Genomic DNA, 23,860 nt, shown 5'->3' on the forward strand with positions numbered 1-23,860 from the left:
GCTTGACTTAGGTGTGTGTGTAATCCATAAGGTGACCATGGAAGAAGTACCAATGGGTGGGGAATGGAAGGGTACCCATGATGAAGTAGAATTTGAAGAAAACGAGCGGTAAACCCTGCTTGAGGAACATGAACTTTCATACAAGGCTAAGAATAATTACTACCGAAAAGCGGCAGAAAAATCAAAGAAGGCTAGATGCCACTCTGACTAAATTCTGCGATTATATCTATCAAAAAGAACCTCGTCAGAATAAATATAACAGGAGCAACTGAATGGGTTTCCAAGGTTAATCGTGAAAAGAATGAAGGGGCTGTCTAATAAGTCCTTATTCCAGTGAATTTCGCAAAAATAAAGAGGCAGAAATGTTGTTAAATCAACGTTTCTGCCTTTTACTATTTATTCAATTTCGGTGTGTAATTACACCTTTTGGGACAGCCCCTTGATCAATCCTTTATAAATAATTTCATTTTACAAAAAGCGGGATATTACTCCTGTAATCAGGTGAAATGATGCCATTTTCGGTAATGATGCTTGTAATAAGAGAATGGGGCGTAACGTCAAAAGCAGGATTGAATGTCTTCACATTTTCTGGTGCTATCCTGACTCCTTGTATAGAAGTGATTTCATCCCCATTCCTTTCTTCGATTGGGATGGAGATACCCGACTCGAGAGATAAATCGAATGTACTTGATGGTGCTGCTACATAGAAAGGAATATCGTAATGCTTAGCTAATATCGCCAAACCCAATGTACCAATTTTATTGGCTGTATCACCGTTTGCCGCAATACGGTCTGCTCCGACTATAATGGCTTCGATTTTTTTATGATGAATGGTGTGGGCTGCCATATTATCCGAGATTAATGTAACGTCCACTCCAGCTTGCATAAGTTCCCATGCGGTGAGTCGTGCCCCTTGCAAGACAGGTCTCGTTTCACAGGCATAGACCTTTATAGGAAAGGATCTTTCCTTGGCCAGGTGGAAAGGTGCGAGGGCAGTTCCGTACCTTGCAGTGGCTATCCCCCCAGCATTACAATGGGTTAAAATAGAATCACCCTCGTTGAATAAAGACAATCCGTATTCACCAATTTTTCGGCACATCTCCACATCCTCTGAAAATAGCTTTTTTGCTTCAGCAACAAGAGCGCTTTTGGCTGAAGCTATGCTATTGGCTGCTTGTAGAGTATTCTCCATTCTTTTCAGTGCCCAAAAAAGGTTGACCGCTGTTGGTCTTGAAGAAGCGAGTGTAGTAACATGTTTCGTGACATTGTGTTTAAATTGCCATAAATCCGTGGTATTTTCCTGGATTGCACCAAGAGCAACGCCAAATGCTGCAGTTAGCCCGATAGCGGGGGCACCACGGACCTTCAAGGTCAAGATGCTGTCATATACATCTTTAACCGTAAAAAGTTCAATGAATTCTATTTTTGATGGCAAGGCCTGTTGATTCAATAAGGTAATATGGGTATCATTCCATTGGACGGAATAGGGTAGTGGCGTTGTAGTTGTCATATGTATATCTCCTTATAGGGCTGAATAGGAAGGCAATGTATATTGCTTTACGGCTTCTATCACTGCTGAAATATTCAGTTCTTTCCGATTTTTGATTATATGGGCCCCGATTTTCAAGGTAGCCGTTTTAGCTGTAATTCTAGTTTCTTTATTCTCAATGCCATTTAAATCAGCAACATGAGATAGGCCAATGGTTCTTCGAATTAGTTCACATCCTGCAAAGCCATATGCATCACCTTTAAACTTGTTGAGTACATATGGAAGATAACCTTCGATCTTACTGTAAGGACTTTTATTTTCAGAATTCCACAGGTTCGTATAGGTTTCTTCAAATGTATTCCAAAATTCCTGAAGATGAGTAAAGATTTCTTCCTTCCCAGTGGCCTCGCGTGTTACTGCCTGGAATAGGAGATTCGCCATGTATTGTCCAAGGTCAAATCCAACAGGACCATAAAAAGCGAATTCAGGGTCAATTACCTTTGTTTCTGTATCACTTGCAAATATACTTCCCGTATGTAAATCGCCATGAAGAAGGGCCTCCTGCTCGGATTCGAAGCTTTGTTTTAACTTAGCCACTTCCAGTATTAAATCAGCATCTTTCCATATAGACTTGGCAGCCTCCAGCAACTCAAGCTCAAACTCGCCTGGATGTTCCTCCAAAAAAGGATCCGTGAAAATGAAAACCTCAGTAATCTTGCAGAGTTCTGGATTCGTGAAGTTCCGGGCAACCTCTTTTTTCGCTGCCGGTTCCAAATGAAAATCAGACGTATAAAAAGCGGTCTTTGCAACAAATTCACCAATGTGTTTGGATAATAGAGGGAAATGATCTCCTTCAATTAATCCGGTCCGGGCGATTTTCAAGTGTGATAAATCTTCCATGACGGTGATTGCAAGCTGTTCATCAGAATAATAGACTTGTGGGACAAGTTCGGGACAATAGCTTCTGAATTGAATTAATGCATTCGCTTCGATAGCCGATCTTTTTAAAGTCAATGGCCAGCTTTCACCAAGAACCTTTGCGTAAGGAACTGCTTGTTTGATGATGACTCCTTTATTTGTTACGGGATTTGTAACGTGAAAAACATAATTTAAATTTCCGTCACCGATTTCATTACATAGTAATGAGTCATCTGAATGCAGTAACCCAAGTTTCTTCGTTAGGTCAATTGCCGTTTCGTTTGTCAATAGCTTGAAATTTGATGGTTGAGTCATTGTTATCCCTCCAAGTACATTAAAAAATATGAAAAGGCCCCTTTCCCATAGAAAGAGGCAGAAGCTTCACTTCGAACCTCTTATCTCCCAGAAAGAATTCTTTCTGGTGGATTTGGCACCGTGCTCTGTGGATATAATCCGGCGGAATTCCCGCCCCATTTCACAATGGTATTACAGTCGGTTGCTGGGCTTCATAGGGCCTTTATCCCTCAGCCTGCTCTTGATAAGAGTATTGTATTTATTTTCAGAAAATTAATCTCGAATGAATGATATCAATATTTCAAATAGTTTGTCAATGGTAAATTAATAAAACTCGGGCCGCCGATCTTCGAAAACGGGTATTTTATTTCTTGCTTCTCCTACTTTTTCTAAGTCAAGGGTGCCGAGTAGAAGTTCTTTTTCTTCACCAGCCTCACAAATGATTTCTCCCCACGGGTCGATGATGATGGAATGTCCGGCAAAATGATTATTTCGGTCAGAACCGGAACGATTCACAGCCACAACGAATGCTTGATTTTCGATTGCCCTGCTGATTAACAGTGCCCTCCAATGATGGAGCCTAGGCTTTGGCCACTCGGCGGTCACGAAGATAACCTCCGCACCTCGTACCGTATGGGCCCGTTGCCATTCTGGAAAACGGATATCATAGCAAATGAATCCGGCGCAAATCTTTTCATCGAGGGAGAATAAGCCATCTTTTTTGCCAGGTTGTAAGTAATGGTGTTCATCCATCAATTGAAACAGATGGAGTTTATCATATTCTTTAACCAGTTTGCCTTCTTTATCGATGATGAGCATTGTGTTATAGATGCCTTCCTTAGTTTTCTTTGCAATCGAGCCACCGATTATGTTAATGTGGTGTTTTTTTGCAAGGGCTTTTAGAAAGGTAATGGTTTGTTCTGCTTCTTCGTCTGCAATTTCATGTAATCTCGTTAAGTCATAGCCGGTTGTCCATAGTTCCGGCAGCATGACGATGTCCGGTTTAGACTGTACAGCTTTTTCAATCCATTGTTTTGCCACCTGGAAATTTATATCTGGCTGTCCAAAGGCAATGTCCATTTGTAAACAGGCGATTTTCCATTTCATCATTTAAAACCTCCATATGTAAAAAAGTACTTTACAAGATTAAGATAAACATATATCATTTGTGACTATAATTTCAAGAAATTTCAGAGAAGGTGCAAAGATGGTGCAATTCGAAAAATCCAGACTTCTTCAAGAGCTTCCAAAGCAGTTTTTTGCTTCTTTAGTCGAAAAAGTTAATAACATAACATCAGAAGGCAAGGATGTCATTAATCTTGGGCAGGGAAATCCAGACCAACCGACTCCTGAACATATCGTGAAGAGCCTGCAGACAGCAGCAGGAAATTCCATGAATCATAAATATTCTCCTTTTAGGGGGCTTCCCTATTTAAAAGAAGCTGCGGCCCTCTTTTATGAACGTGAATATGGCGTCAAGCTAGATCCTAAAACGGAAGTGGCGATTCTTTTCGGTGGAAAGGCTGGTCTAGTCGAATTACCGCAATGCTTATTGAATCCAGGCGATACAATTTTAGTGCCTGATCCGGGCTATCCAGATTACCTGTCAGGTGTAGCGTTAGCCCAAGCTAAAACGGAAATTATGCCCTTGACGGAAGAAAATGATTTTCTTCCCGATTATAAGGAAATAGATAAAGAGGTTTTTGACAAAGCGAAGATGATGTTCTTGAATTATCCCAATAATCCCACAGGAGCATCGGCGTCAGCAGAATTCTTCGAAGAAACGGTTTCCATGGCAAAAGAACACTCGATATGTGTGGTTCATGATTTCGCATATGGTGCAATTGGGTTCGATGGGAAAAAACCGGTAAGCTTCCTTCAAGCAGAAGGATCAAAAGAAGTGGGGATAGAAATTTACACCCTTTCTAAAACATATAACATGGCGGGGTGGAGGGTTGGCTTTGCGGTTGGCAACCAGAGTGTCATCGAATCGCTTGAATTATTGCAGGATCATCTTTACGTCAGCCTTTTTCCCGCAATACAAGAAGCCACGGCATGCGCTTTACTGGATTCACAAGAGTGTGTGAAGGAACTCGTGAACATGTACGAAGGACGACGAAATGTATTTATTGAAGGGTTACGATCCATTGGATGGGATGTCCAGGCTCCAGATGCTTCCTTCTTTGCTTGGCTAAAGGTCCCGGAAGGATTTACTTCAGCGAGCTTTGCAGATCATTTACTGGCACATGCCCATGTAGCAGTTGCACCAGGAAATGGTTTCGGTGAATTTGGTGAAGGATACGTCAGGGTGGGACTGCTCACTTCAGAAGACAGACTCCAAGAAGCGGTAGAAAGAATTCGTACATTGAATATATTCAAAGAAAATCAGTGAGATATTGAATAGTTTGAACATTATACCTATTGACAAAGTATGAATTGCGTGAAAGAATATAAAAAAGAATTCTAAATTTTTAGTTAAGATACATAAACGAAAATATAATAGCATTTTCTTATTTTGAGCAGGTGGAGGGACTAGCCCGATGAAGCCCAGCAACCGACTGTAATACCATTGTGAAATGGGGCGGAGATTATACCGCCGGATCATTTTATTGATTCCGTAAGGCACGGTGCTAATTCTTGCAGCTATAGAGCTGGGAGATAAGAAGATGGCTTTTTCAAAGCCTCTTCTTTAGGAAGGGGCTTTTACATTTTTAACAGAGAATTGGAGTGCAACTTTGTTCGCAGATGGTTAGAAGCTTGTTAAAGGAAAGACCAACAATGACAACTTTAAGAATGACTTTTACGTATTGGGAGTGATCAGATGAGCGAAATAATCGCTACGTATTTACTTCATGACTTCAAAGGAGAGCATGAGAAAAAAGCAGAAGGCATTGCTTTAGGATTGACTGTAGGGACATGGACTGAACTTCCTCACTTGGTGCAACAGCAACTGGAAAAACATAAAGGTAGGGTAGTTTCCGTAACACCCCTTCCCGAAGAAGAGCGAGTTAATCTCTATTTCGGTCAAAAAGTGTACCGTTCAACAATCAGGATTGCCTACCCGGCAGGTAATTTTTCTAATGATCTACCGGCTATCTTGACGACAGTATTTGGTAAATTGTCATTGGATGGGGAAATCAAATTGATGGATTTGGACTTTGTCGGCGATATTCAAAAAGCCTTTCCAGGTCCTCGATTCGGAATTAGTGGGATCAGGGAAAAAATTGATGTGTTTGACCGCCCCCTAGTGATGAGTATTTTTAAAGGTGTGTTAGGTCGAGACCTTGCCTTTCATAATGAACAATTGGAGCAACAGGCATTGGGAGGAGTCGATCTTGTCAAGGACGATGAGATTCTTTTTGACCAAGATCAGACGCCTTTCATCGATAGAGTCAAAACCGGAAAGGCCATTTTGAAAGGTATCTATGAGACAACGGGACATCGAACCTTATATGCTGTGAACCTGTCAGGAAAAACACTAGAACTATTGGATAAAGCTGAACTGGCAGCCGAAGCCGGCGCAGATGCCTTGTTATTTAATGTTCATACATATGGATTGGATGTTCTACAGGCTTTACGCGAAAATGACCGGATCAACTTACCGATCATGGCTCATCCGGCATATAGCGGAGCATTAGCTTCATCTTCATTTTATGGACTCAGCTATCCGCTTCTCCTTGGAAAACTGGTGAGGATATCAGGTGCAGATTTATCCCTCTTTCCCTCTCCATACGGAAATGTGGCACTCGATAAAGCAGAGACATTGGCGATTGCTGAAGGATTGACGAGAAATGAAACATCTTGGAAAAGGACTTTCCCGGTTCCATCGGCAGGTATCCATCCTGGCATGGTTCCAGATCTCATCAAGGATTTTGGGATAGAAAGTGTGATCAATGCTGGTGGGGGCGTCCATGGTCATCCGGATGGTGCAAAAGGCGGAGCTAAGGCCTTCCGTTCCGCAGTAGAAGCTGTCCTTTCCGGAAAATCATTGTCAATCGCGGCTGAGGAAGATGAGGAACTTCAAAAAGCACTGGCCCTATGGGGAGGGCTATAATCATGGTCAAACCGATCATTTTCTGTGATTTTGATGGAACGATCACCAACTCGGATAATATCATCTCAATCATGAAGAAGTTTGCCCCGCCCGGCTGGGAGGCATTAAAAGATGGTGTTCTTCAGCAAAAAATCAGCATTTCCCACGGTGTAGGGGAAATGTTTTCCCTGCTGGATAGCGATTTAAAGGAGGACATCATTCAATATGTGAAGGAGACAGCGGGTATTCGCCAAGGGTTCAGTGATTTTGTGGAATTTACAAAAAAATCAGATATTCCTCTCTATATTGTCAGTGGTGGAATGGACTTTTTCGTTGAACCTCTTTTGAATGACCTCTTACCTGTAGAGAATGTCTACTGTAATCATGCCGACTTCAGTCAGGAAGAAATTATGATTGAGTGGCCGCATACTTGTGATGACCAATGTAATCATGGGTGTGGTTGCTGTAAACCTACGATTATGAGAAAGCTTTCTACAAAGGATCAGTATAAATTGGTGATTGGAGATTCCGTTACCGACTTTGAAGCGGCTAAACAGGCAGATTTTGTTATTGCCCGTGACAGGCTCCTTGAAAAGTGCCGCACAGAAGCCATTCCCCATAAAGAGTTTGAAACTTTCCATGATGTGATTGATATTCTAAAAAAAATGCAGGAGGTGTAAGGGTGACAGCTTCAAAAGAGTGGCAGGAACTAGCGCAAATAAAGGGAGAACTAGCCGAGAGAGATTGGTTCATGGGGACGAGTGGAAATTTATCGATCCGTGAGGCTAATAGCCCTTCTTTTTATATAACCGCAAGTGGCAAGGATAAACGCAAGCAGACAGATTCCGATTTTATTTTGGTGGATTTGTCAGGAAAACCAGTCGAAATGACCGAGCTCAGACCTTCCGCTGAAACTCTTCTTCATACAGAGATTTATCGGAAAACGGATGCCAATTGCGTCCTCCATGTCCATACAGTAGAAAATAACGTGATTTCCGAGTTATATAGTGAAGTTGGGGAAGTGACTTTTTGTCATCATGAAATTATCAAGGCTACTGGACGATGGCAGGAAGATGCAGAATTGAAGATACCCATCATCCATAACCATGCAGATATTCCGTTGTTGGCTGAGACATTCAGTCCCTATGTCGATGCAGACTCAGGAGCGGTGCTTATCAGAAATCATGGTATAACCGTATGGGGAAAAAGCGGGTTGGAAGCAAAAAAAATCTTAGAAGCATGTGAATTCCTGTTTCAATATCAGCTGTTACTTAACCAGCAAAAGATATTGACAGGTTCGCTCAGCTAAAAATATAAAGGAGGAAAAATAATGGCTACAATTAGATTCCAAGAAACAAATGAAGTAATTGAAACAAATGAAGAGGTTCAGAGCTTTTTAGAGACTCAAGGCGTAATTTACGAACAATGGGATATTTCAAAATTGCCAGCCCATCTGGTGGAAAAATATGATCTTACGGATGAAGATAAACAAGAGATTCTTGATGCTTTCCAGTCAGAGATTAAAGAAATTTCGGAAAGAAGAGGATATAAAGCGCATGATATTATCACATTATCCGATTCCAATCCGAATTTGGACCAATTGTTGCAGAACTTCAAGCAGGAACACCATCATGAAGATGACGAGGTACGGTTCATCGCTGGGGGAACGAGTATCTTCGCCATCCAGGGTAGCGAGGGAAAATGGTTCGATGTCCGACTTAACCCTGGAGATTTGATCAGCGTACCTGAATCGACTCGTCACTACTTCACGCTAGCGGAAGATAGAAGAACAGTCGCGGTCCGTATTTTCGTTACAGCGGCCGGCTGGGTTCCGATATATGAAAAAGATGAAGTTCAGGCATAATAAAAGTGTGAAAAAACCAGCTTTCGGGCTGGTTTTTTTATGTGGCCCCGCAGGGTGCTTAAGCGGGAAAAGTATGATAAAATTTTAACGGAAATAAAAATCGTGTACATTATAGGAGAAGATACTAATGAAAACGACCGAAGTATATATATTAGGCGGCTTTCTCGGTAGCGGGAAGACGACGCTTCTTCGAAATATATTAAAGCAGGAAAGTGAAGCGGGTAGAAAAGTGGCCGTGCTTTTAAATGAACTTGGCAGTGTATCGGTGGATAGTGGTTTGATTGGCGATGACGTACCGTTAAAGGAATTGTTTGATGGTTGCATTTGTTGTACCCTTCAGGACAAGCTTGAAATTCAGCTGCAAGAATTGTTGACCGAAAATGATCTAGATGCCGTTTATATTGAAACAACAGGTGCAGCACATCCAGTAGAAGTACTCGATGGAATCATGTCACCATTTTTTGCTAATAAGTTAGAGTATAAAGGGATTATCACGGTGGTCGATTTATTGAGGTGGCGTGACCGAGAACAGCTCTCGCCACAGCTTAGACAGTTGTTGTCCGAGCAAATACACCACGCAGATTTCATCTTATTAAATAAAGCGGATTTGGTAAGTGAAATGGAAGCATCCCAACTCATCTATTCCATTCAGGGGTTGAATCCAGAAGCCGTATGTTTATTGACGGAATATGCAGCCGTATCTATAGGTTCCCTGCAACAAATGCATAGGAACCAACATAAAAACCATCAAAAGCTCGAAGTACATAGCCATCTTCATTTAAGTGCAATCGTGCATACTTTTACAGGGACCATTAATCAAACCGACTTTGAGGATTGGCTCAGGGCCCTCCCTGAAACGGTATACAGGATGAAAGGATATCTTTCCTTCACGCATTCGCAGCATCCTTACTTATTCCAATATTCTTATGGGATGCCATTGTATATGAATGAAATGATTAAAATGCCTTTGAATATCGTCATAATCGGCGAAAAACTGGATAAAGAGAAGATAATCAATGAGTTAAAAGCTTTGGAAGTGAAAGCGGCGATATAGGCGTTTACCACCAATCGAAACCGGGAAAAGAGGAGGACTAGTTATCGAGGAGGTGGTTATGGATGCCGTGGAACAAAAGCGATTATCCTAATTCAATGAAAAATCTTGATGCAGATGTCCGTGAAAAAGCCATTGAGATAGCGAACGCTTTACTTGATGAAGGATATGAGGACGGGAAAGCTATTCCAATCGCCATTGATCGAGCAAAAATGGCAGTCGGAAAAGAATAAAAAAATCAGGCCCCTTAAAGCATGGGCCTGATTTTTTTATGACTGCAGTCCAAAAGCTGCAAATGTTTTCTCATCTTCAATAAGCCCACATGCTGCGCACTGTACTCGAACTTCAGGACCATTATAGGCTAGGTGAAACGGCTGAAGGGCATCATTTGAGTACTGTTCGACAATCTCACCGGATTGCGGATCTTTCTTAACAGGGGTGGGAACCTGTTCAATGAGATTGAAACGGGATTTATTTGTCCTGCAATTCGGACAACGATATACTTGAGACAATTCACTCACTCCTTTAGAAGTAATAAAGTTAAAATATACTTATAGTCTTTACGAAGATGATTTTTAATATGTATAAATTAGTAATGGATGGAAGGGAAATGGATGAAAAATTTAATGAATGATGAGACAATATTGGAGGCTTATCTAAGCCTATGGAATAACAGGAGGGTATTGAAGGGGGAAGAAGAACCGTCAAAAGTTCTGTCAGAACTTATCCGACGTGAACTCTTGGATGAAAATGCCCATCCTCGGGCAAGGAAGCCAATTCATGATAAATTTCATTTAAGTGTCAATCGGGTGAGGGAATCCTCTCTTACCGATGCAGAAAAGACAGCAATCATTTCAGCTTACCATACGGTACAGGAACGACTGTTGGCTTCAAAGTGAAGCGGGAGTTGTTCATCATTTTTCTTTTTTGCTTCATACTTTTTTCACATTTTATTGTTAGAATATTTGAAAATAGCTTTTAAACGAATGAGGAGTCAAAGTCATGATGCGGGTCATTCCCCTTTTGCTTGCCGTTGCCCTGCTTTGTGGATGCGACAGCAATGAAACGTATACCAAAATAAACCTGGATAAATCTTTTTTGGCTACTGTCAACATTAAAAATACAAGCTTGACGTTCCTGGATGAAAACTATCAGCGCTTTGCCAGTTGGGATATTTCTGAACCCTTTACAGGAGCTTTGCTCTTAGCGGACAAAGATACGCTCCTTCTGTATGGAAAGGAGATGTCGACGATTGAAATCTTTTCCCTATCCGCTGGTAAACACATAAACAGCTGGAATTCAGGGAAGGGGATCGTCAATATGCTTATGCTAGAAGAAGACAAGGGGATTGTGGCTGTGAACCAATTGAATCATTCCATTTCCTTTTTAGATGAAGAAGGCAAGGAGCAAGACAGGGTCAGGGTTGGTCAAAGCCCCTTAACCGTACTTCAAGGGAAGCAATCACATAATTTGTTTGTCGTTAATTTTGGGGATACCATCTGTTCGGTGATTGATCTTGAAACAAAAAAAGTTGATCGGGAGTTTACGATAAAGAGTTCCTCCACAGGCGCTTTAGTAAGGGAGGAAAATGAAGAAATTTGGATAGGCGGTCATGGTGAGGGAAAAAAGGTAGAAGAAAATCTCTATATTTATTCGACAGAGACGGGAAAGTTGAAGAAAAGGATTAAGGCGGCGACTATGCCAATAAAATTCATTGAAAATGATGACGGGATTTTTATTCTGAGTCATGGTTCAAGTTCTTTATATAAATTGAATGACAAATATGAAGTGATCAAGAGCCTTGTTGTAGGTGTCAATCCTTTTGAAATGGGAAACTTCAAGGAGGATTTGATAGTGGCAGGGTATGACAGTGATGAAGTGTATATAGTGGATACTGAAACCATGGAGGTCAAGAAAACGGCAAAAGTCGGTGAAGGTCCATTTCAAATGTTGGTTAGGGAGTAGATAACATGCATCATTACACCATTTTAATCGTTGATGATGAAGAAGATATGCGTAACTTGGTAGAAATGTATTTGCTTAACTCAGGATATAAATGTCTTCAAGCGGATAATGGGAGAATGGCCATATCCCTGCTTGAAGTTCATGATGTAGACTTGATCTTAATGGATATCATGATGCCAGAAATGGACGGTTTTTCCATATGTGAAAAAATCCGCTCACAATCTGAAGTCCCTATCATTTTTGTCAGTGCAAAAGGTGAGGAATGGGATATGGTAAAAGGATTAGGGATAGGCGCCGATGATTATTTGGTGAAACCTTTTAATCCAGGTGAACTGGTGGCCAGGGTTGGAGCTGTACTACGCAGAGCAGGGAAAATGTCATTGAAACGAGAAGATACAAATAGCATTCAGCTGGGTGAAATTAACGTCAACCTTGATTCCAGAACTGTGTCTCTAGAGGGGAAGCAAGTGATATTGACATTGAAGGAGTTTGAATTGCTCGTATTCCTCATCCGTCATCAAAATCAAGCGCTGAGCCGCGAGCAGCTCCTCGAGAACATTTGGGGCGGAGAATATGGGGGTTCTTTACGTACGGTAGATACCCATATCAAAACGTTAAGGATGAAATTGAAGACTGACGACTATATTCAAACGGTATGGGGCATTGGCTATAAAATCGAGGAAAAACATGTGGAATAAGCGACCGTCCCTATCTATTAAAATATGGGTAACGATTATTGCCGCAATTATTCTATCGGTTCTATTCGCATACTCGCTATCACAATATTATTACAAAAACTTATATGTAAAAAAAATTAAAACAGATTTAGTTAATGAAGCCAGCTTGCTTGGTGTGGACTATTCCGGAGGGGAAATCACTGAAGATTTCGTGGAAAAGGTAGAATGGTTCAATAGTAAAAATGATAGTGAAGTCTTTGTTGTCAGCAACCCAAGGGAATTAAGTGCTTGCCTGCCCTTTGAAATCGATTATGACACCCTCATTTCAGAAGAAGAAAGGCAACTCCTATTGGCCGGACAAGCCGTAGAAAAAGAAGGGTATGAGAAAAGGTTCGATAAGAATATTGTAGCGGCAATTATTCCTTTAAACGATGGAGATCGCCTTGAAGGCATCATCTATACATATATTCCCGTTGATTCGATTACCGATTTACTTAGAGAGTTTGCAGCAAAATGGTTGGGGGCCGCATTTTTATTTTTAATTGTTGTGGTTTTCTTTATGACAAAATGGTTGAAAAAGTTGGTCAAGCCGATCAAGGAAATGGAACACGCTGCCAATCGCGTTTCGGATGGTGATTATAATATTAAGCTTCAAGTCAAGAGCCAAGACGAAATAGGGAGTTTGGCTCAAGCATTCAATGAGATGGCACAGTCCATTTATTTAGAAGAAGAAAGAAAAAAAGAATTCCTCGAAAATGTAGCACATGAGCTTAGAACACCATTGAGCTACGTTTTAGGATATACGCAGGCCATTAAGGATGGCATTGTGAAAGATGAAGAAGAAAAACAAAAATACCTTCAACTCATTTCAAGGGAAACGCAAAGGCTGCAAAAACTTTTAAGGGATTTAATGAATTTAGCTAAGTTGGACAGTGAACAAAGTGGTCTTCATAGTACGCCAATTGCCTTTGCCCAATTCATAGAAGAAGTGTTGGTTAAATATGAGCCTATTATGAAAGAAAGGCAAATCCGGTTGGAGGTTGAACTAGATCCTGACCCGATTATTATGGGTGACGAAGGAAGAGTAGAACAAGTTCTTCATAATATCCTGGATAACGCCATTACATATACGGAAACGGGGGGCACCATCTACTTAACATTGACCCAGCAAAAAGAAGAGTGTGAGCTAATCATCGGAGATACTGGAAGAGGAATACCGGCATCAGATATTCATCATGTGATGGAACGCTTTTATCGAGTGAACAAAGCACGAAGCCGATTTGATGGGGGCTCGGGGCTGGGGCTTTCCATCGTCAAGAAATTGGTTGAGCAGCAAAAAGGTAAAATTACTATAGAAAGTGAGGAACAGATAGGTACAAAAGTTAGCATAGTGCTACCGACTATAGTAGATGAATGGAATTAATAAAAAAGGGGAATGGCAATGAAAAAAATGATGATTGGAATGTGTGTAGCTTTAGCCATACTGGCTGGTTGTGGTAAAGAAGAAGAGATTCCAAAACTGCTGAATGTAGATCTAACGGTCGAACCTACTAAAGGTGAAAGGGACGAGCCAGTAACATTCAAGGCAAAAGTGACCTATGGTGAAGAAGAAGTGAAGGATGCAGATGATGTGAGTTTTGAAATATGGCTGGCAAATAGTGAGGATCATGAAAAAATAGCCGCCACCCATAAAGGAAATGGAATCTATGAATTGGAAAAGTCCTTTAATGAAGAAGGAACTTATTATGTATATGCCCATGTAACGGCCAGGGATATGCACAATATGCCTAAGAAGGAATTCATAATCGGAACTCCAAGCTCACCCGAGGAAAATGGTGGTTCCAAAAACATGGATGAGATGGATCATGAAGAAAGTGATCATTGAAAATGATTTTTTTGTCACAACTTCTCGTAGTGAAAAAAGGTTCGGTAAAACTCGAACCTTTTTTAAATTCAATTGAGTCTATCATTATTTTTCAAAAAAGAAAGAAAAAGGAACATTATAAACGTGTTTCATACGAAATATTTGTAATATAAAAGTAAAAAAAGTCATATCAATAAGGGTTTATACAAGTTGTCAACTAAAAGTTATTAGTATTCCATGGTAATGGTAATAAGTATCTTCCATTGACAAAAAAATCATGGAAAATATATGAATATGTAAGAAAAAGCAAAACATTGATAGAATAAGGTTTTTCTCTATGACTATGAAACTAGGATAATATTCCTTCCAATCAATTGTTGTTGGATAGGGCTCTGGAAATTGATGGTGCCTTTATTACAAAAAATGCATGATATGATATTTCCAGAGCCAAGACACATCAACGAATTAATGGGAGGAAATACAAATGAAAAAGAAAATGTTCATATCAGCAGCAGCTGCTGCAGCTATAATTTTTACAGGAGCGGGTGCTAGCCAAACTGAAGCGGCAAGCTGTGAAACTGTGAAACAAGTAACATATAAATCTATCAATCAGGAAGATATACAAAAAGTACTTGAACAATACTTAGCTAAGTATAATATTGCAATGCCAACTTCACACTTCGCATTCCAACAATTAGTACAGCAAGTACAATTAACACCGGAAGCAAAAGCTGAAACACCGGAAGAAGTAGCAGCCCCAGAAGCACAACCTGAAGCAACAGAAGAAGTAACAGCACCAGAAGCACAACCTGAAGCAACAGAAGAAGTAACAGCACCAGAAGCACAACCTGAAGCAACAGAAGAAGTAACAGCGCCAGAAGCAAAACCTGAGACAACAGAAGAAGTAACGACAGAGAAAACAAATGAGGAACAAAAAGAGACAAGCTCAGAATTAAGTGCTTTTGAACAAGAAGTAGTTACACTAACAAATGCTGAGCGAGCAAAACAAGGTCTAGCAGCTCTTGAAATTGATACAGAATTGAGCAAGGTAGCCCGTGCGAAGTCTCAAGATATGAAAGACAATAATTATTTTGATCATAATAGCCCCACGTACGGTTCTCCATTCGATATGATGAAACAATTCGGAATTAGCTATACATCAGCTGGAGAAAACATCGCACAAGGTCAACAAACACCAGAAGAAGTGGTTGAAGCTTGGATGAACAGCCAAGGCCACCGTGAAAATATCATGAATGCAAGCTTTACTCATATCGGTGTTGGATATGTAGAATCAGGTAACTACTGGACTCAACAATTCATCGGTAAATAATAAGTTTAATAGAATAAAAAGAGTGTACCTTGAAATTTGAGGTACACTCTTTTTTGCGTTAGTTCAGAAATGATTGCATGTAATCGTTCTAGAGGAATTAAAATTCTGAAACATCGATTTCGGAATACTGCGAATTAAAGCTTTTAGGCAGACGGATTTCTAATGTACCGTCTTTATATTGTGCAGCAGCACCTTTTTTCTTAACGAGAGCAGGCAATGTAATCACATGTCGATCCGATGCTTCTGGTATACCTTCAACGATTGATTGATTAGAAGTATGTTTCAGTTTCATTTGTTTGAGCCAGGCTTCATCCTCGATGGGTATTCTTATGAAGACAAATGAATGCGTTTCGAAAACTTCTGAATGTAAGGGGTGTTCTGAAGGCTTATTATCCTTTTGGAAAGGATTATTAGCTTGGTTCGTCATTCCTTGCATATTTTCTGGTATGACTTGTGTAAATACCTTTTCAATAAAGGTCTGTACATCACTTTGCTGCATATTCTTTAAGAAGTCCTTTTGATTTGAGTTTTTCTGGAAAGAAAAAAGTGAATTCCAAGGAAACATATTGAATTCCTTTCTCCTGCATTTCTGGTGACAGGGTTATTTTTGTTATTTTATGCAGGCTCAAACCCATGGGTTCATTTTCCGATATGTTAATTTTTAGGAAAATAACTCGTGCCTATGTATAATATAAAATAAAAATCATTTGGTAAAGAGGGATGCCTGTGGATGAAAAAGTAGCTGTTATTACGGGAGGAGCAAAGGGAATCGGTAGAAGGACTGCCTATTCCCTAGCAAGTATGGGGGCGTCAATAGTCATCACCTATCGGAAAAGTCAAAAGGAAGCAAAAGCATTGGTACAAGAATTGAGGGAAAATTACTCAGTAAAAGCATTGGCAATTGAAGGCGATGCTTCAGTTGAGAAAGATTGCAAGAGCCTGGTGGAAGTAGTTATGGATACTTTTGGAAGAATAGATTTCTTCATCCATAATGCAGGACCTTATTTGCATGAACGAAAATCCATGACCGAGTATAGCAGTGAAGAATGGAATTACATGATGAACGGTAATCTAAATGGTTTTTTCTTTATGACAAAGGAAATCATCCCTCATATGCGAAAGCGAAGATGGGGTAGGATCATCACGCTCGGTTTTGACCGTTGTGAGACGGCACCCGGCTGGATTTACCGCTCGGCTTTTGCTGCTGCAAAAAGCGGGTTGACCTCTTTAACAAGAACATTGGCATTAGAAGAAGCAACCAATGGAATCACGGTCAATATGGTCTGTCCAGGGGATATTGTAGGTGCATGGAAGGAAGCCGAGATTTTTATGGCCAAGGGGGAGAAGGATGAGTTGGTCCCGGTAGGAAGACCCGGAACAGGAGGAGACGTTGCACGAGTCATTACCTTTTTGTGCGAAAATCAATCTGATTTCATTACGGGAAGCGTCATTCCAATCACAGGCGGAAGTGATATTCTAGGTAAAATCAATAAGAAGTAATAGGATAGATAAAGATAAGAAAAGGTGAAGAAAGGATAAATCCTTTTTTCACCTTTTTAAGCGGTTTTATTGAATTTTATATGCTGAATGTATCGTAAACGAGCGGCCAGACCTATTGCTCCTAGTGCCAAACCTGAGATTAAACCGACCCAATATCCGAAAGCTCCCATTTCCGTAAACTTAGCAAATAGATAGCCTATAGGCAGTCCGAGTGCCCAATAGGAGACAAGTGACATAGCGAAAGTGACATTGACATCTTTGTATCCACGTAATACTCCCTGAATGGGTGCCTGCAGGGCATCGGATATCTGAAAGAAGATGGCATAGATCAAAAAATGGGAAGTTAGTGCAACTACAGCGTGATCTTTTGTGTAGAGAGCAGCTACAGGTTCCCGGAAGAAAAATAGGATAGCTGAACTGACGAGGGCCATCGACAGAGCCATGATTATTCCTATCTTGCTGTATTCACGGGCGTCATTATATCGTTTAGCACCAATTTCATATCCAATGACAATGGTTAGGGCCATAGATATACTAAGCGGCATCATATAAAGCAATGACGCGAAATTCATCGCAATTTGATGTGAAGCAATAGTGATCGTATCATATTTACTCATGAAGAGGGTAACGGCTGAGAAAATGCTTGTTTCGAAAAAGATGGCCAATCCGATAGGGACGCCTATCTTTAATAGGGACCGCCATTCAATCCAAGATACCCTGAAAAATTCATGGAAAACGAGATAGGAAGAGAACGGATTCATTTTCACCACGACTAAGATGGCAATGATAGCGATTAACCAATAGGTAATCGCGGTGGCATAACCAGAACCGACCCCTCCAAGTTTCGGAAAACCAAATTTTCCGTATATGAGAAGGTAATTGAACACAACATTTATCGGAAGTGCGATCAACGTAATAACCATCGAAATTCTTGTTTGACCCAGTGCATCAATGAAGGATCTTAAGGCATTGTATATGAATAATGGAACAATCCCGATTGATAGGGCAACCAGATAGTCATGCGCGACCCGGTGGACAGTTGAATCCAAATCCATGGCATTCAAAATAGGGTTTAAAACAAATGACCCGACGACTAAAACTATGACGGCTAAGGATATGGCCAAGTATATGGCCTGCATCACTGAAAAGGATACCAATTTTGTACGTCTTGATCCGATTAGCTGTGAGACGACCGGAGTCAAGGCAATCAAAATGCCACTCAATCCCGTATAGACTGGAGTCCAGAGCGAACTTCCTATCGAGACGCCGGCAACATCTTCAGTACTGTATTGGCCCGACATCATCACATCAAAAAAAGTCATGGCATAGAGACTGATTTGGGTGATGAGGATAGGTATCAAAATATAAAATAACAAACGGATCTTTTCTGACTTTTTATAAGTTTGATTCATCGATGTACCTCGGTGTATGAAATTTTTTCACAATGAAAGAATTATATCATAAAATCCCTTGAACATTTTGATTTTATTTAAGGCAAGATATAAAAAGGGACTGCCGGTATTTAGGCAGTCCCTTTTGTCAGTCATGCATGGATTGAAAATCGTTCATGTCTGCTGTATGCGAATCGGTTTGTAGGATGAATGCCTGAGAAGGGATGGCAATCTGGACATCTTCTTCTTCGAGGATATCCAAAATCTTAAAGTTGATATCTTCTTTGATGGCTAAATACTCCCCATAGTTGGTTTCGTTTGAGAAGAAATACAAATAGATGTTGAAACCCGTATGGCTGAACTCATCAAATTTCACCAGTATAGTTTCGGGATGGACTTCGGGATGGTCAGTAAGCATTTTTTCAACTCTCTTAATGACATTTTCCAACTTGTCCTTTGGCGTTGTGACATTCACGCCTAAATGAAAAGCAATCTGCCTTTTGCCCATCTTCGACCAGTTGATGATTGGTTCATTCGAAAGGGTGGCATTCGGAACCGTAACGAGAGCCTGCGCAAATGTACGAACCTTCGTACTACGAAACGTAATGTCCTCAATCGTCCCTTCGACACTTGGTGTTTTAATCCAGTCGCCGATAGTAAAAGGTTTTTCGGTAACGATAACGATTCCACCGAAGAAGTTACTGACAGTATCCTTTGCAGCAAGGGCAAAGGCTAGACCTCCTAGTCCAAGACCTGCAACAAATCCATTGACGTTAAATCCCCATTCTTCCGCAATGATGGATGCTCCCAGTGCCAAGATAATCAATTTAATGATTTTCGTTAAGAACGGCATCACGATTTGATCGACTTCCAGTCCGAATTTACTAACTAACTTAGGGAACAAGATGGTTAAAATCGAGCTGATATTGAAAATCGTCCAAAAGAACAAGAAGACAAAGACCGAACGGTATATCTTCGACCTCATAATTTCTGATGGGATGTCAATTGGAAAGTAGTGCATCGAAATGATGATTCCTATCAAAACGATGAGCCATCTTACTGGTTGCTCAATGGCTAGCATTAGGTTGGCGGCAAATTCAATTTTTCTTTTTTTTGCGATTTTAAGGAAAAATTTGAAAATATAAGTAGTGAATGCTTTCCTTAACAAAAGGACCAGAAGGAAAATAATGATAGAAATTCCTAGTTGTGTCCATGCATCAATTCCTTCAAATTGATTAAGAGATTCAGAAACTTCTTGCAATGTAATGTTCCTCCAATGTATTCTGTAGAATTGTAGAATACTAAGATTATAATATATTCAGAGTGAAAATGAAAAAATAATCGCTCATTGCATTTATTACGTTATTCTATATCATTGTTTGCATTTTCGAGTAAATATACCCTTGAAATGTGGTACTATGGATGGAAAGTGATTTTTTAAGTTTGGAAGGTGGAAATTTTGACTAAGAAAGTAGTGTTTACCGGTGGAGGTTCAGCCGGTCATGTGTCAGTTAATGCAGCAATCATCCCGGAATTTTTAAAACATGAGTGGGATGTTACTTATATCGGTTCTAAAAAAGGGATTGAAAAAGATATCATTGAAAAGGAATTTCCTGAAATTCGATATGAAACGATTTCAGTTGGTAAATTCCGGCGGTACCTTTCTGTAGAAAATGCAAAAGATCCTTTCCGTGTAATAAAGGGGATTTTTGACGCAAGAAAGATTTTAAAACGAACTAAGCCTGACTTCATTTTCTCAAAAGGTGGATTTGTTTCGGTTCCGGTCGTATTGGCAGCAAGGATGTTGAAAATCCCCATAGCGATTCATGAATCTGACTATACACCAGGGCTAGCCAATAAAATTGCCATGCCGCTTGCTTCTAAAATATTCACGACATTTGAAGAGACGGAAAAGGACTTGCCAAAAGATAAGGCCATGTACCTTGGGGCGGTACTACGTGATGGGATATTCACAGGTAAACCTTCAAAAGGCAAGACCATTTGTGGTTTCACGAATAGCAGGCCCGTATTATTGGTCATGGGCGGCAGCCTTGGAGCGGTTAAAATAAATAACTTGATAACGGATAACTTGGATCAATTATTAAAGGATTATCAAATTATTCATATTTGCGGAAAAGGTAATGTCAAGTCGGAACTTAAGCAAAGAGGGTATGCCCCATTTGAATACGTACATGAAGAACTATTCGATTTGCTAGCGTGTGCTGATGTTGTTGTATCAAGAGCAGGTTCGAATTCAATTTTTGAATTCCTCGGCCTACAAAAGCCAATGCTACTTATTCCGCTTAGTGCGGCCGCATCCCGTGGGGATCAGATTTTAAATGCTGCAAGCTTTGAAAAGCAAGGCTTCTGTAAGGTGATTCAGGAAGAGGAATTATCAGATCAAGTCTTTAACCAGGCACTTCTTGATCTAGTCAATAATTCCGACGCATACCAAACGAAAATGCGTCAAAAGCGTCCGTTCAAAACTGCGGCGGAAATGTATGAATTGTTGACGAATGTAATGAAAAGTAAAAAGTAGGTTATTATTTCCCTTCCTCAAGCATATCTTTTTTCGAAAAGAGGAGGGGGAAGGATGGCTCACCAATACTCGAAAGGATGGTTCATTCAGCAGTTAAAAACTGCAGGAATCAGTTATCATCCTATTGAACGAAGAAAGTTAGAATTGTATAAAACCTATGAGTTAAGACGTTTATATGAACTCAATAAAAACGAAAAAACATAAGGGAGCCGCAACGTATTACGTTGCGGCTCCCTTATGTTTTTTCTTGAAGTGTCTTTTAGAAATAGACCCTATAACTTTTCTTTTTGGATATATTCCTATTACACTGCAAATGCTATTTATTATTCCAAAACAATGAATGCTTTATAGTTATGGATAAAACTTTTCCCTTATGGAGTTTAAAATATGACAAAGATTAATTTTAATTCGTCACTACCGATAGTCATCCTTTCGGTAGGATTGCTGAACCACGTTATGATCATTCCTTTGGTATTGGATGTGGCAGGAAGAGATGCTTGGATATTTGCTGTTCTCACAGGTGTTTTATCTATTGGTTGGGCGTTCCTTCTGTATTGGATTTTAAAGAAGAAAAAAACGGAGCATCTTTTTCCCTGGTTGGCAAATCGAATGGGAAAACGGTTTACAAAGGTAATATGTTTCGTGCTTTCAGTATATTTGATCACGATCATCTTGACGACGGCTAAAGATATGGTTGACTGGGTCCGTACCACGTCCTTGCCAGAAACACCTTCAATCGCCATTATTATACCTTTTGCGTGTATATGTGCCGTGCTTGCGTATTCTAACCTTAAGACCATTGCCATTAATTCAGCGATTTTATTACCCATTGTGATTGTTTTAGGTATCTTTGTAGCTACTGGTAATATACCCGAAAAAAACTATGATTTTCTCTTTCCACTATTTGAGCAGGGTTATTTCTTTGGGATTAAATCAATGTACTTCATTGCAAATGGATATCTGGAGTTGATTATCGTTATATTATTTCAGCATCATCTTTCAAATGGAGAGGCCATTAAACTGAAAACGGTATTGGGGATGATGGGCATCATCACGGTATTAATCCTTGGCCCGCTTACCGGTGCCATTATTGAGTTCGGCCCAATTCTTTCTAGCGAAATGCGATATCCGGCTTATGAACAATGGCGCTTGTTGACTATCGGGAAGTACATTGCCCATACAGACTTTTTTTCCATATATCAATGGATTGCTGGCGCCTTTATTCGGGTATCAATGGCGATGTTTTTACTTCCGGATTTATTAAGAGTAAAAACAGCGAATATGAAGAAAGGGATCCTGTTGGTCCTGGCAATAATGATGATTATTATCAATGTAATTCCCTTAAGCGATATTCATTTTTATACATTCTTAAAGAACTATTATTTTCTGGGTACTTTCTTTTTGCTCATTATTCTTATTCTTTTATTTACAGTGGCAGCCAAGATGAAACCTAAACGAAAGGTGGTTCCTGATGAAACGATTCAAAAGCGCCCATGATAAACCATACTATTATACGGAAGAAGTTTTTCGAGAGCTTTTCAGGAATAGTTCGGATATTTTATTTAGGGTAATGGAAAGTGAACAGAATAAAAAAGCGAACATCCTCTTATTTTATTACCCCGGAATGGTAGATACAATTGAATTGAATAATAATGTATTGCAATACATTCACGTTATGCTGGAGCAAAAGGATGATCATGAAAAGCTCGAGCCTCCATTTCATCCTTCTTTGACTTTGACAGAGCTTTCTTGCAGTCCGATTGATAAAGAGGACATAAGTAGACGGGTATTCAGCGGGGAAATCCTTATTTTTTTCCAAGTTACACAGCAGCTTTTTGCATTACCTTTACCAGACATTCCAAACAGGAGTCCGGAGGAATCATCATTTGAAATTTCTCTTCGGGGCCCACGGGATGGGTTTGTGGAAGATCTTGCAACGAATGTGGCTCTCATACGTAAAAGGATGCGAACAGCTTCGCTATCCTATGAAGAGTTTACCATTGGGAAGAGCACCCAAACAAAAGTCGCCCTAATGTATATAGAGAACATAATAAATCCTGAACTTGTTAAGCTGGTAAGGAAAAGACTGAATGAAATTGATATTGATGTATTGATTAGTAATCAACAGCTTGAGGAGTTGATCTCAAAGGCAAATTTCAGGCTGTTCCCACTGACTCATTATACGAGTAGACCCGATTTTTGCGTGGGATCATTAAACCAAGGCAGGTTCATTGTACTTATGAATGGTTCACCCACCGTCATCATAGCACCGACAACATTATTGCTTCAGATTAAAGCGGCCGAAGATTCAAGCCTTCCTTTCATATTCGTTTCTTTAGAAAGGCTTCTACGAGTCTTTGGATTGGTGTGTTCTATATTGCTTCCAGGTTTTTGGGTGGCATTATCGGCGTATAACATAGACCAATTGCCTTTTCCTTTACTTGCAACAGTCAGTATCTCCAGATTGGGACTACCTGTCTCTGTTGCGCTTGAAATGTTTCTCATGCTAGGGTTATTCGAGTTGTTCCGTGAATCGGGAGTACGGTTACCACAAGCAGTTGGCCAGACTGTTGCAGTCGTTGGTGGTTTAATCGTCGGTGACGCAGCCATTCGTGCCGGATTGACATCTCCAACAATGCTTGTCATCGCTGCAGTCACGTCAGTGGCTTCCTACACCTTGGTTAATCAATCTTTGACAGGGGTCGTATCAATCATCCGTTTATTAATCTTAATACTTAGTTCTATTCTGGGTATTTATGGTTTACTTATTGGATTTATATTCGTCACTTTTTGGGTTTCCTCTCTCGAGTCGTTTGGAGTACCTTATATGAATGAACTTTCACCTCCAAGTCTTTCGAAAGTTTCAGATGCTTTTATAAAAATCCCATGGAATGTTAAGAAAAGAACTAAAGGCGCTCTAGACCAAACGGAAAAGGGGGAGTAAA

The 23,860-nt window shown here is 40.2% G+C and carries 24 protein-coding genes, 1 pseudogene and 2 riboswitches; of the genes and pseudogenes, 18 read left to right on the top strand and 7 right to left on the bottom strand.

The genetic code is table 11. From position 1 onward, the window contains the following. Window positions 1-463: 463 nt before the first annotated feature. From mtnA to ACIQXU_RS08555, 3 genes are all read right to left on the bottom strand, one after another. Window positions 464-1,510: an S-methyl-5-thioribose-1-phosphate isomerase gene (mtnA, locus tag ACIQXU_RS08545; protein WP_402988218.1), complete on the bottom strand. Its 1,047-nt coding sequence runs from the start codon at window positions 1,508-1,510 to the stop codon at window positions 464-466. A 12-nt stretch (window positions 1,511-1,522) separates the two neighbouring features. Continuing rightward, the gene (mtnK, locus tag ACIQXU_RS08550; protein WP_402988807.1) at window positions 1,523-2,728 is read right to left on the bottom strand and encodes an S-methyl-5-thioribose kinase; all 1,206 of its coding nucleotides are present in this window, start codon (window positions 2,726-2,728) and stop codon (window positions 1,523-1,525) included. A 71-nt stretch (window positions 2,729-2,799) separates the two neighbouring features. Next, window positions 2,800-2,952, bottom strand: a riboswitch (SAM riboswitch). 73 nt (window positions 2,953-3,025) lie between these two features. Next, on the bottom strand, window positions 3,026-3,808 hold the full coding sequence (locus ACIQXU_RS08555; protein ID WP_402988809.1) for a carbon-nitrogen family hydrolase: 783 nt from the start codon (window positions 3,806-3,808) through the stop codon (window positions 3,026-3,028). A gap of 100 nt (window positions 3,809-3,908) precedes the next feature. On the opposite strand from ACIQXU_RS08555, the gene ACIQXU_RS08560 reads away from it, so the two are divergent. From ACIQXU_RS08560 to ACIQXU_RS08590, 7 genes and pseudogenes are all read left to right on the top strand, one after another. Further along, complete coding sequence (locus ACIQXU_RS08560) at window positions 3,909-5,093, top strand: pyridoxal phosphate-dependent aminotransferase (protein ID WP_402988221.1); 1,185 nt, start codon at window positions 3,909-3,911, stop codon at window positions 5,091-5,093. 115 nt (window positions 5,094-5,208) lie between these two features. Then, window positions 5,209-5,366, top strand: a riboswitch (SAM riboswitch). Between the two features lie 156 nt (window positions 5,367-5,522). Further along, window positions 5,523-6,755: a 2,3-diketo-5-methylthiopentyl-1-phosphate enolase gene (mtnW, locus tag ACIQXU_RS08565; RefSeq protein WP_402956863.1), complete on the top strand. Its 1,233-nt coding sequence runs from the start codon at window positions 5,523-5,525 to the stop codon at window positions 6,753-6,755. Window positions 6,756-6,757: 2 nt separating this feature from the next. Beyond that, a complete protein-coding gene (locus tag ACIQXU_RS08570; protein WP_402868939.1) occupies window positions 6,758-7,414 on the top strand; it encodes a 2-hydroxy-3-keto-5-methylthiopentenyl-1-phosphate phosphatase in 657 nt (218 codons plus the stop codon). 2 nt (window positions 7,415-7,416) lie between these two features. After that, window positions 7,417-8,043: a methylthioribulose 1-phosphate dehydratase gene (locus ACIQXU_RS08575; protein WP_402956865.1), complete on the top strand. Its 627-nt coding sequence runs from the start codon at window positions 7,417-7,419 to the stop codon at window positions 8,041-8,043. 21 nt (window positions 8,044-8,064) lie between these two features. Further along, window positions 8,065-8,598: a cupin domain-containing protein gene (locus tag ACIQXU_RS08580; RefSeq protein WP_402988224.1), complete on the top strand. Its 534-nt coding sequence runs from the start codon at window positions 8,065-8,067 to the stop codon at window positions 8,596-8,598. 127 nt (window positions 8,599-8,725) lie between these two features. Beyond that, window positions 8,726-9,652 carry a CobW family GTP-binding protein gene (locus ACIQXU_RS08585; protein WP_402868934.1) on the top strand — a complete coding sequence of 309 codons (927 nt, stop codon included), beginning with the start codon at window positions 8,726-8,728 and terminating at the stop codon, window positions 9,650-9,652. A 62-nt stretch (window positions 9,653-9,714) separates the two neighbouring features. After that, window positions 9,715-9,861: pseudogene (locus ACIQXU_RS08590) on the top strand (DUF2188 domain-containing protein); the annotation flags it as partial. A gap of 57 nt (window positions 9,862-9,918) precedes the next feature. Here the strand turns inward: ACIQXU_RS08590 and ACIQXU_RS08595 are convergent. Further along, a complete protein-coding gene (locus ACIQXU_RS08595; protein ID WP_402868932.1) occupies window positions 9,919-10,161 on the bottom strand; it encodes a DNA alkylation repair protein in 243 nt (80 codons plus the stop codon). A gap of 102 nt (window positions 10,162-10,263) precedes the next feature. Between ACIQXU_RS08595 and ACIQXU_RS08600 the strand changes: the two genes are divergently transcribed. The 6 genes from ACIQXU_RS08600 to ACIQXU_RS08625 all read left to right on the top strand — a co-directional run bounded on the left by ACIQXU_RS08600 (window position 10,264) and on the right by ACIQXU_RS08625 (window position 15,485). Next, entirely contained in the window at window positions 10,264-10,548 is a 285-nt protein-coding gene (locus ACIQXU_RS08600) for a hypothetical protein (protein ID WP_402988227.1), read from the top strand. A gap of 103 nt (window positions 10,549-10,651) precedes the next feature. Beyond that, window positions 10,652-11,614 (top strand): YncE family protein, encoded by a 963-nt coding sequence (locus tag ACIQXU_RS08605; RefSeq protein WP_402988230.1) that lies wholly within the window; start codon window positions 10,652-10,654, stop codon window positions 11,612-11,614. A gap of 5 nt (window positions 11,615-11,619) precedes the next feature. Further along, complete coding sequence (locus ACIQXU_RS08610) at window positions 11,620-12,312, top strand: response regulator transcription factor (protein WP_402956871.1); 693 nt, start codon at window positions 11,620-11,622, stop codon at window positions 12,310-12,312. Beyond that, window positions 12,302-13,714 carry a sensor histidine kinase gene (locus tag ACIQXU_RS08615; RefSeq protein ID WP_402988233.1) on the top strand — a complete coding sequence of 471 codons (1,413 nt, stop codon included), beginning with the start codon at window positions 12,302-12,304 and terminating at the stop codon, window positions 13,712-13,714. The genes ACIQXU_RS08610 and ACIQXU_RS08615 overlap by 11 nt, the downstream gene beginning before the upstream one ends. A gap of 18 nt (window positions 13,715-13,732) precedes the next feature. Continuing rightward, a complete protein-coding gene (locus ACIQXU_RS08620) occupies window positions 13,733-14,176 on the top strand; it encodes a FixH family protein (RefSeq protein WP_402868922.1) in 444 nt (147 codons plus the stop codon). Window positions 14,177-14,639: 463 nt separating this feature from the next. Next, window positions 14,640-15,485, top strand: coding sequence for a CAP domain-containing protein (locus ACIQXU_RS08625; RefSeq protein WP_402988238.1), 846 nt, complete (start codon window positions 14,640-14,642; stop codon window positions 15,483-15,485). 97 nt (window positions 15,486-15,582) lie between these two features. Here the strand turns inward: ACIQXU_RS08625 and ACIQXU_RS08630 are convergent, their stop codons facing one another. After that, window positions 15,583-16,050 (bottom strand): Hsp20/alpha crystallin family protein, encoded by a 468-nt coding sequence (locus tag ACIQXU_RS08630; protein ID WP_402956879.1) that lies wholly within the window; start codon window positions 16,048-16,050, stop codon window positions 15,583-15,585. 161 nt (window positions 16,051-16,211) lie between these two features. Between ACIQXU_RS08630 and ACIQXU_RS08635 the strand changes: the two genes are divergently transcribed. Next, window positions 16,212-16,985, top strand: a complete 774-nt coding sequence (locus ACIQXU_RS08635) for an SDR family oxidoreductase (RefSeq protein WP_402868917.1) — start codon at window positions 16,212-16,214, stop codon at window positions 16,983-16,985. A 56-nt stretch (window positions 16,986-17,041) separates the two neighbouring features. On the opposite strand, the gene ACIQXU_RS08640 is transcribed toward ACIQXU_RS08635, so the two are convergent. Both ACIQXU_RS08640 and ACIQXU_RS08645 read right to left on the bottom strand, forming a co-directional pair. Next, the gene (locus ACIQXU_RS08640) at window positions 17,042-18,397 is read right to left on the bottom strand and encodes an MATE family efflux transporter (protein WP_402956883.1); all 1,356 of its coding nucleotides are present in this window, start codon (window positions 18,395-18,397) and stop codon (window positions 17,042-17,044) included. 127 nt (window positions 18,398-18,524) lie between these two features. Then, window positions 18,525-19,637 carry a mechanosensitive ion channel family protein gene (locus ACIQXU_RS08645; protein ID WP_402868914.1) on the bottom strand — a complete coding sequence of 371 codons (1,113 nt, stop codon included), beginning with the start codon at window positions 19,635-19,637 and terminating at the stop codon, window positions 18,525-18,527. 189 nt (window positions 19,638-19,826) lie between these two features. On the opposite strand from ACIQXU_RS08645, the gene ACIQXU_RS08650 reads away from it, so the two are divergent. The 4 genes from ACIQXU_RS08650 to ACIQXU_RS08665 all read left to right on the top strand — a co-directional run bounded on the left by ACIQXU_RS08650 (window position 19,827) and on the right by ACIQXU_RS08665 (window position 23,859). Beyond that, complete coding sequence (locus tag ACIQXU_RS08650) at window positions 19,827-20,915, top strand: undecaprenyldiphospho-muramoylpentapeptide beta-N-acetylglucosaminyltransferase (RefSeq protein ID WP_402988243.1); 1,089 nt, start codon at window positions 19,827-19,829, stop codon at window positions 20,913-20,915. Window positions 20,916-20,969: 54 nt separating this feature from the next. Then, a complete protein-coding gene (locus ACIQXU_RS08655; protein ID WP_402988248.1) occupies window positions 20,970-21,119 on the top strand; it encodes a YflJ family protein in 150 nt (49 codons plus the stop codon). Between the two features lie 183 nt (window positions 21,120-21,302). After that, window positions 21,303-22,412 (top strand): endospore germination permease, encoded by a 1,110-nt coding sequence (locus ACIQXU_RS08660; RefSeq protein ID WP_402988254.1) that lies wholly within the window; start codon window positions 21,303-21,305, stop codon window positions 22,410-22,412. Beyond that, window positions 22,387-23,859 carry a spore germination protein gene (locus ACIQXU_RS08665; protein WP_402988258.1) on the top strand — a complete coding sequence of 491 codons (1,473 nt, stop codon included), beginning with the start codon at window positions 22,387-22,389 and terminating at the stop codon, window positions 23,857-23,859. The genes ACIQXU_RS08660 and ACIQXU_RS08665 overlap by 26 nt, the downstream gene beginning before the upstream one ends. Window position 23,860 lies beyond the last annotated feature (1 nt).

Origin of the sequence: Peribacillus sp. NPDC097284, from assembly GCF_044761765.1 — a bacterium.
Classification (GTDB): Bacteria; Bacillota; Bacilli; order Bacillales; family DSM-1321; genus Peribacillus.

Coding starts and splice junctions, on each gene's coding strand:
- ACIQXU_RS08570 (WP_402868939.1), top strand. CDS start 6,758: ATGGTCAAACCGATCATTTTCTGTGATTTTGATGGAACGATCACCAAC.
- ACIQXU_RS08605 (WP_402988230.1), top strand. CDS start 10,652: ATGATGCGGGTCATTCCCCTTTTGCTTGCCGTTGCCCTGCTTTGTGGA.
- ACIQXU_RS08660 (WP_402988254.1), top strand. CDS start 21,303: ATGACAAAGATTAATTTTAATTCGTCACTACCGATAGTCATCCTTTCG.
- ACIQXU_RS08555 (WP_402988809.1), bottom strand. CDS start 3,808: ATGAAATGGAAAATCGCCTGTTTACAAATGGACATTGCCTTTGGACAG.
- mtnW (WP_402956863.1), top strand. CDS start 5,523: ATGAGCGAAATAATCGCTACGTATTTACTTCATGACTTCAAAGGAGAG.
- ACIQXU_RS08610 (WP_402956871.1), top strand. CDS start 11,620: ATGCATCATTACACCATTTTAATCGTTGATGATGAAGAAGATATGCGT.
- ACIQXU_RS08600 (WP_402988227.1), top strand. CDS start 10,264: ATGAAAAATTTAATGAATGATGAGACAATATTGGAGGCTTATCTAAGC.
- ACIQXU_RS08580 (WP_402988224.1), top strand. CDS start 8,065: ATGGCTACAATTAGATTCCAAGAAACAAATGAAGTAATTGAAACAAAT.
- ACIQXU_RS08655 (WP_402988248.1), top strand. CDS start 20,970: ATGGCTCACCAATACTCGAAAGGATGGTTCATTCAGCAGTTAAAAACT.
- ACIQXU_RS08630 (WP_402956879.1), bottom strand. CDS start 16,050: ATGTTTCCTTGGAATTCACTTTTTTCTTTCCAGAAAAACTCAAATCAA.
- ACIQXU_RS08620 (WP_402868922.1), top strand. CDS start 13,733: ATGAAAAAAATGATGATTGGAATGTGTGTAGCTTTAGCCATACTGGCT.
- mtnA (WP_402988218.1), bottom strand. CDS start 1,510: ATGACAACTACAACGCCACTACCCTATTCCGTCCAATGGAATGATACC.
- ACIQXU_RS08640 (WP_402956883.1), bottom strand. CDS start 18,397: ATGAATCAAACTTATAAAAAGTCAGAAAAGATCCGTTTGTTATTTTAT.
- ACIQXU_RS08560 (WP_402988221.1), top strand. CDS start 3,909: ATGGTGCAATTCGAAAAATCCAGACTTCTTCAAGAGCTTCCAAAGCAG.
- ACIQXU_RS08625 (WP_402988238.1), top strand. CDS start 14,640: ATGAAAAAGAAAATGTTCATATCAGCAGCAGCTGCTGCAGCTATAATT.
- ACIQXU_RS08615 (WP_402988233.1), top strand. CDS start 12,302: ATGTGGAATAAGCGACCGTCCCTATCTATTAAAATATGGGTAACGATT.
- ACIQXU_RS08665 (WP_402988258.1), top strand. CDS start 22,387: ATGAAACGATTCAAAAGCGCCCATGATAAACCATACTATTATACGGAA.
- ACIQXU_RS08585 (WP_402868934.1), top strand. CDS start 8,726: ATGAAAACGACCGAAGTATATATATTAGGCGGCTTTCTCGGTAGCGGG.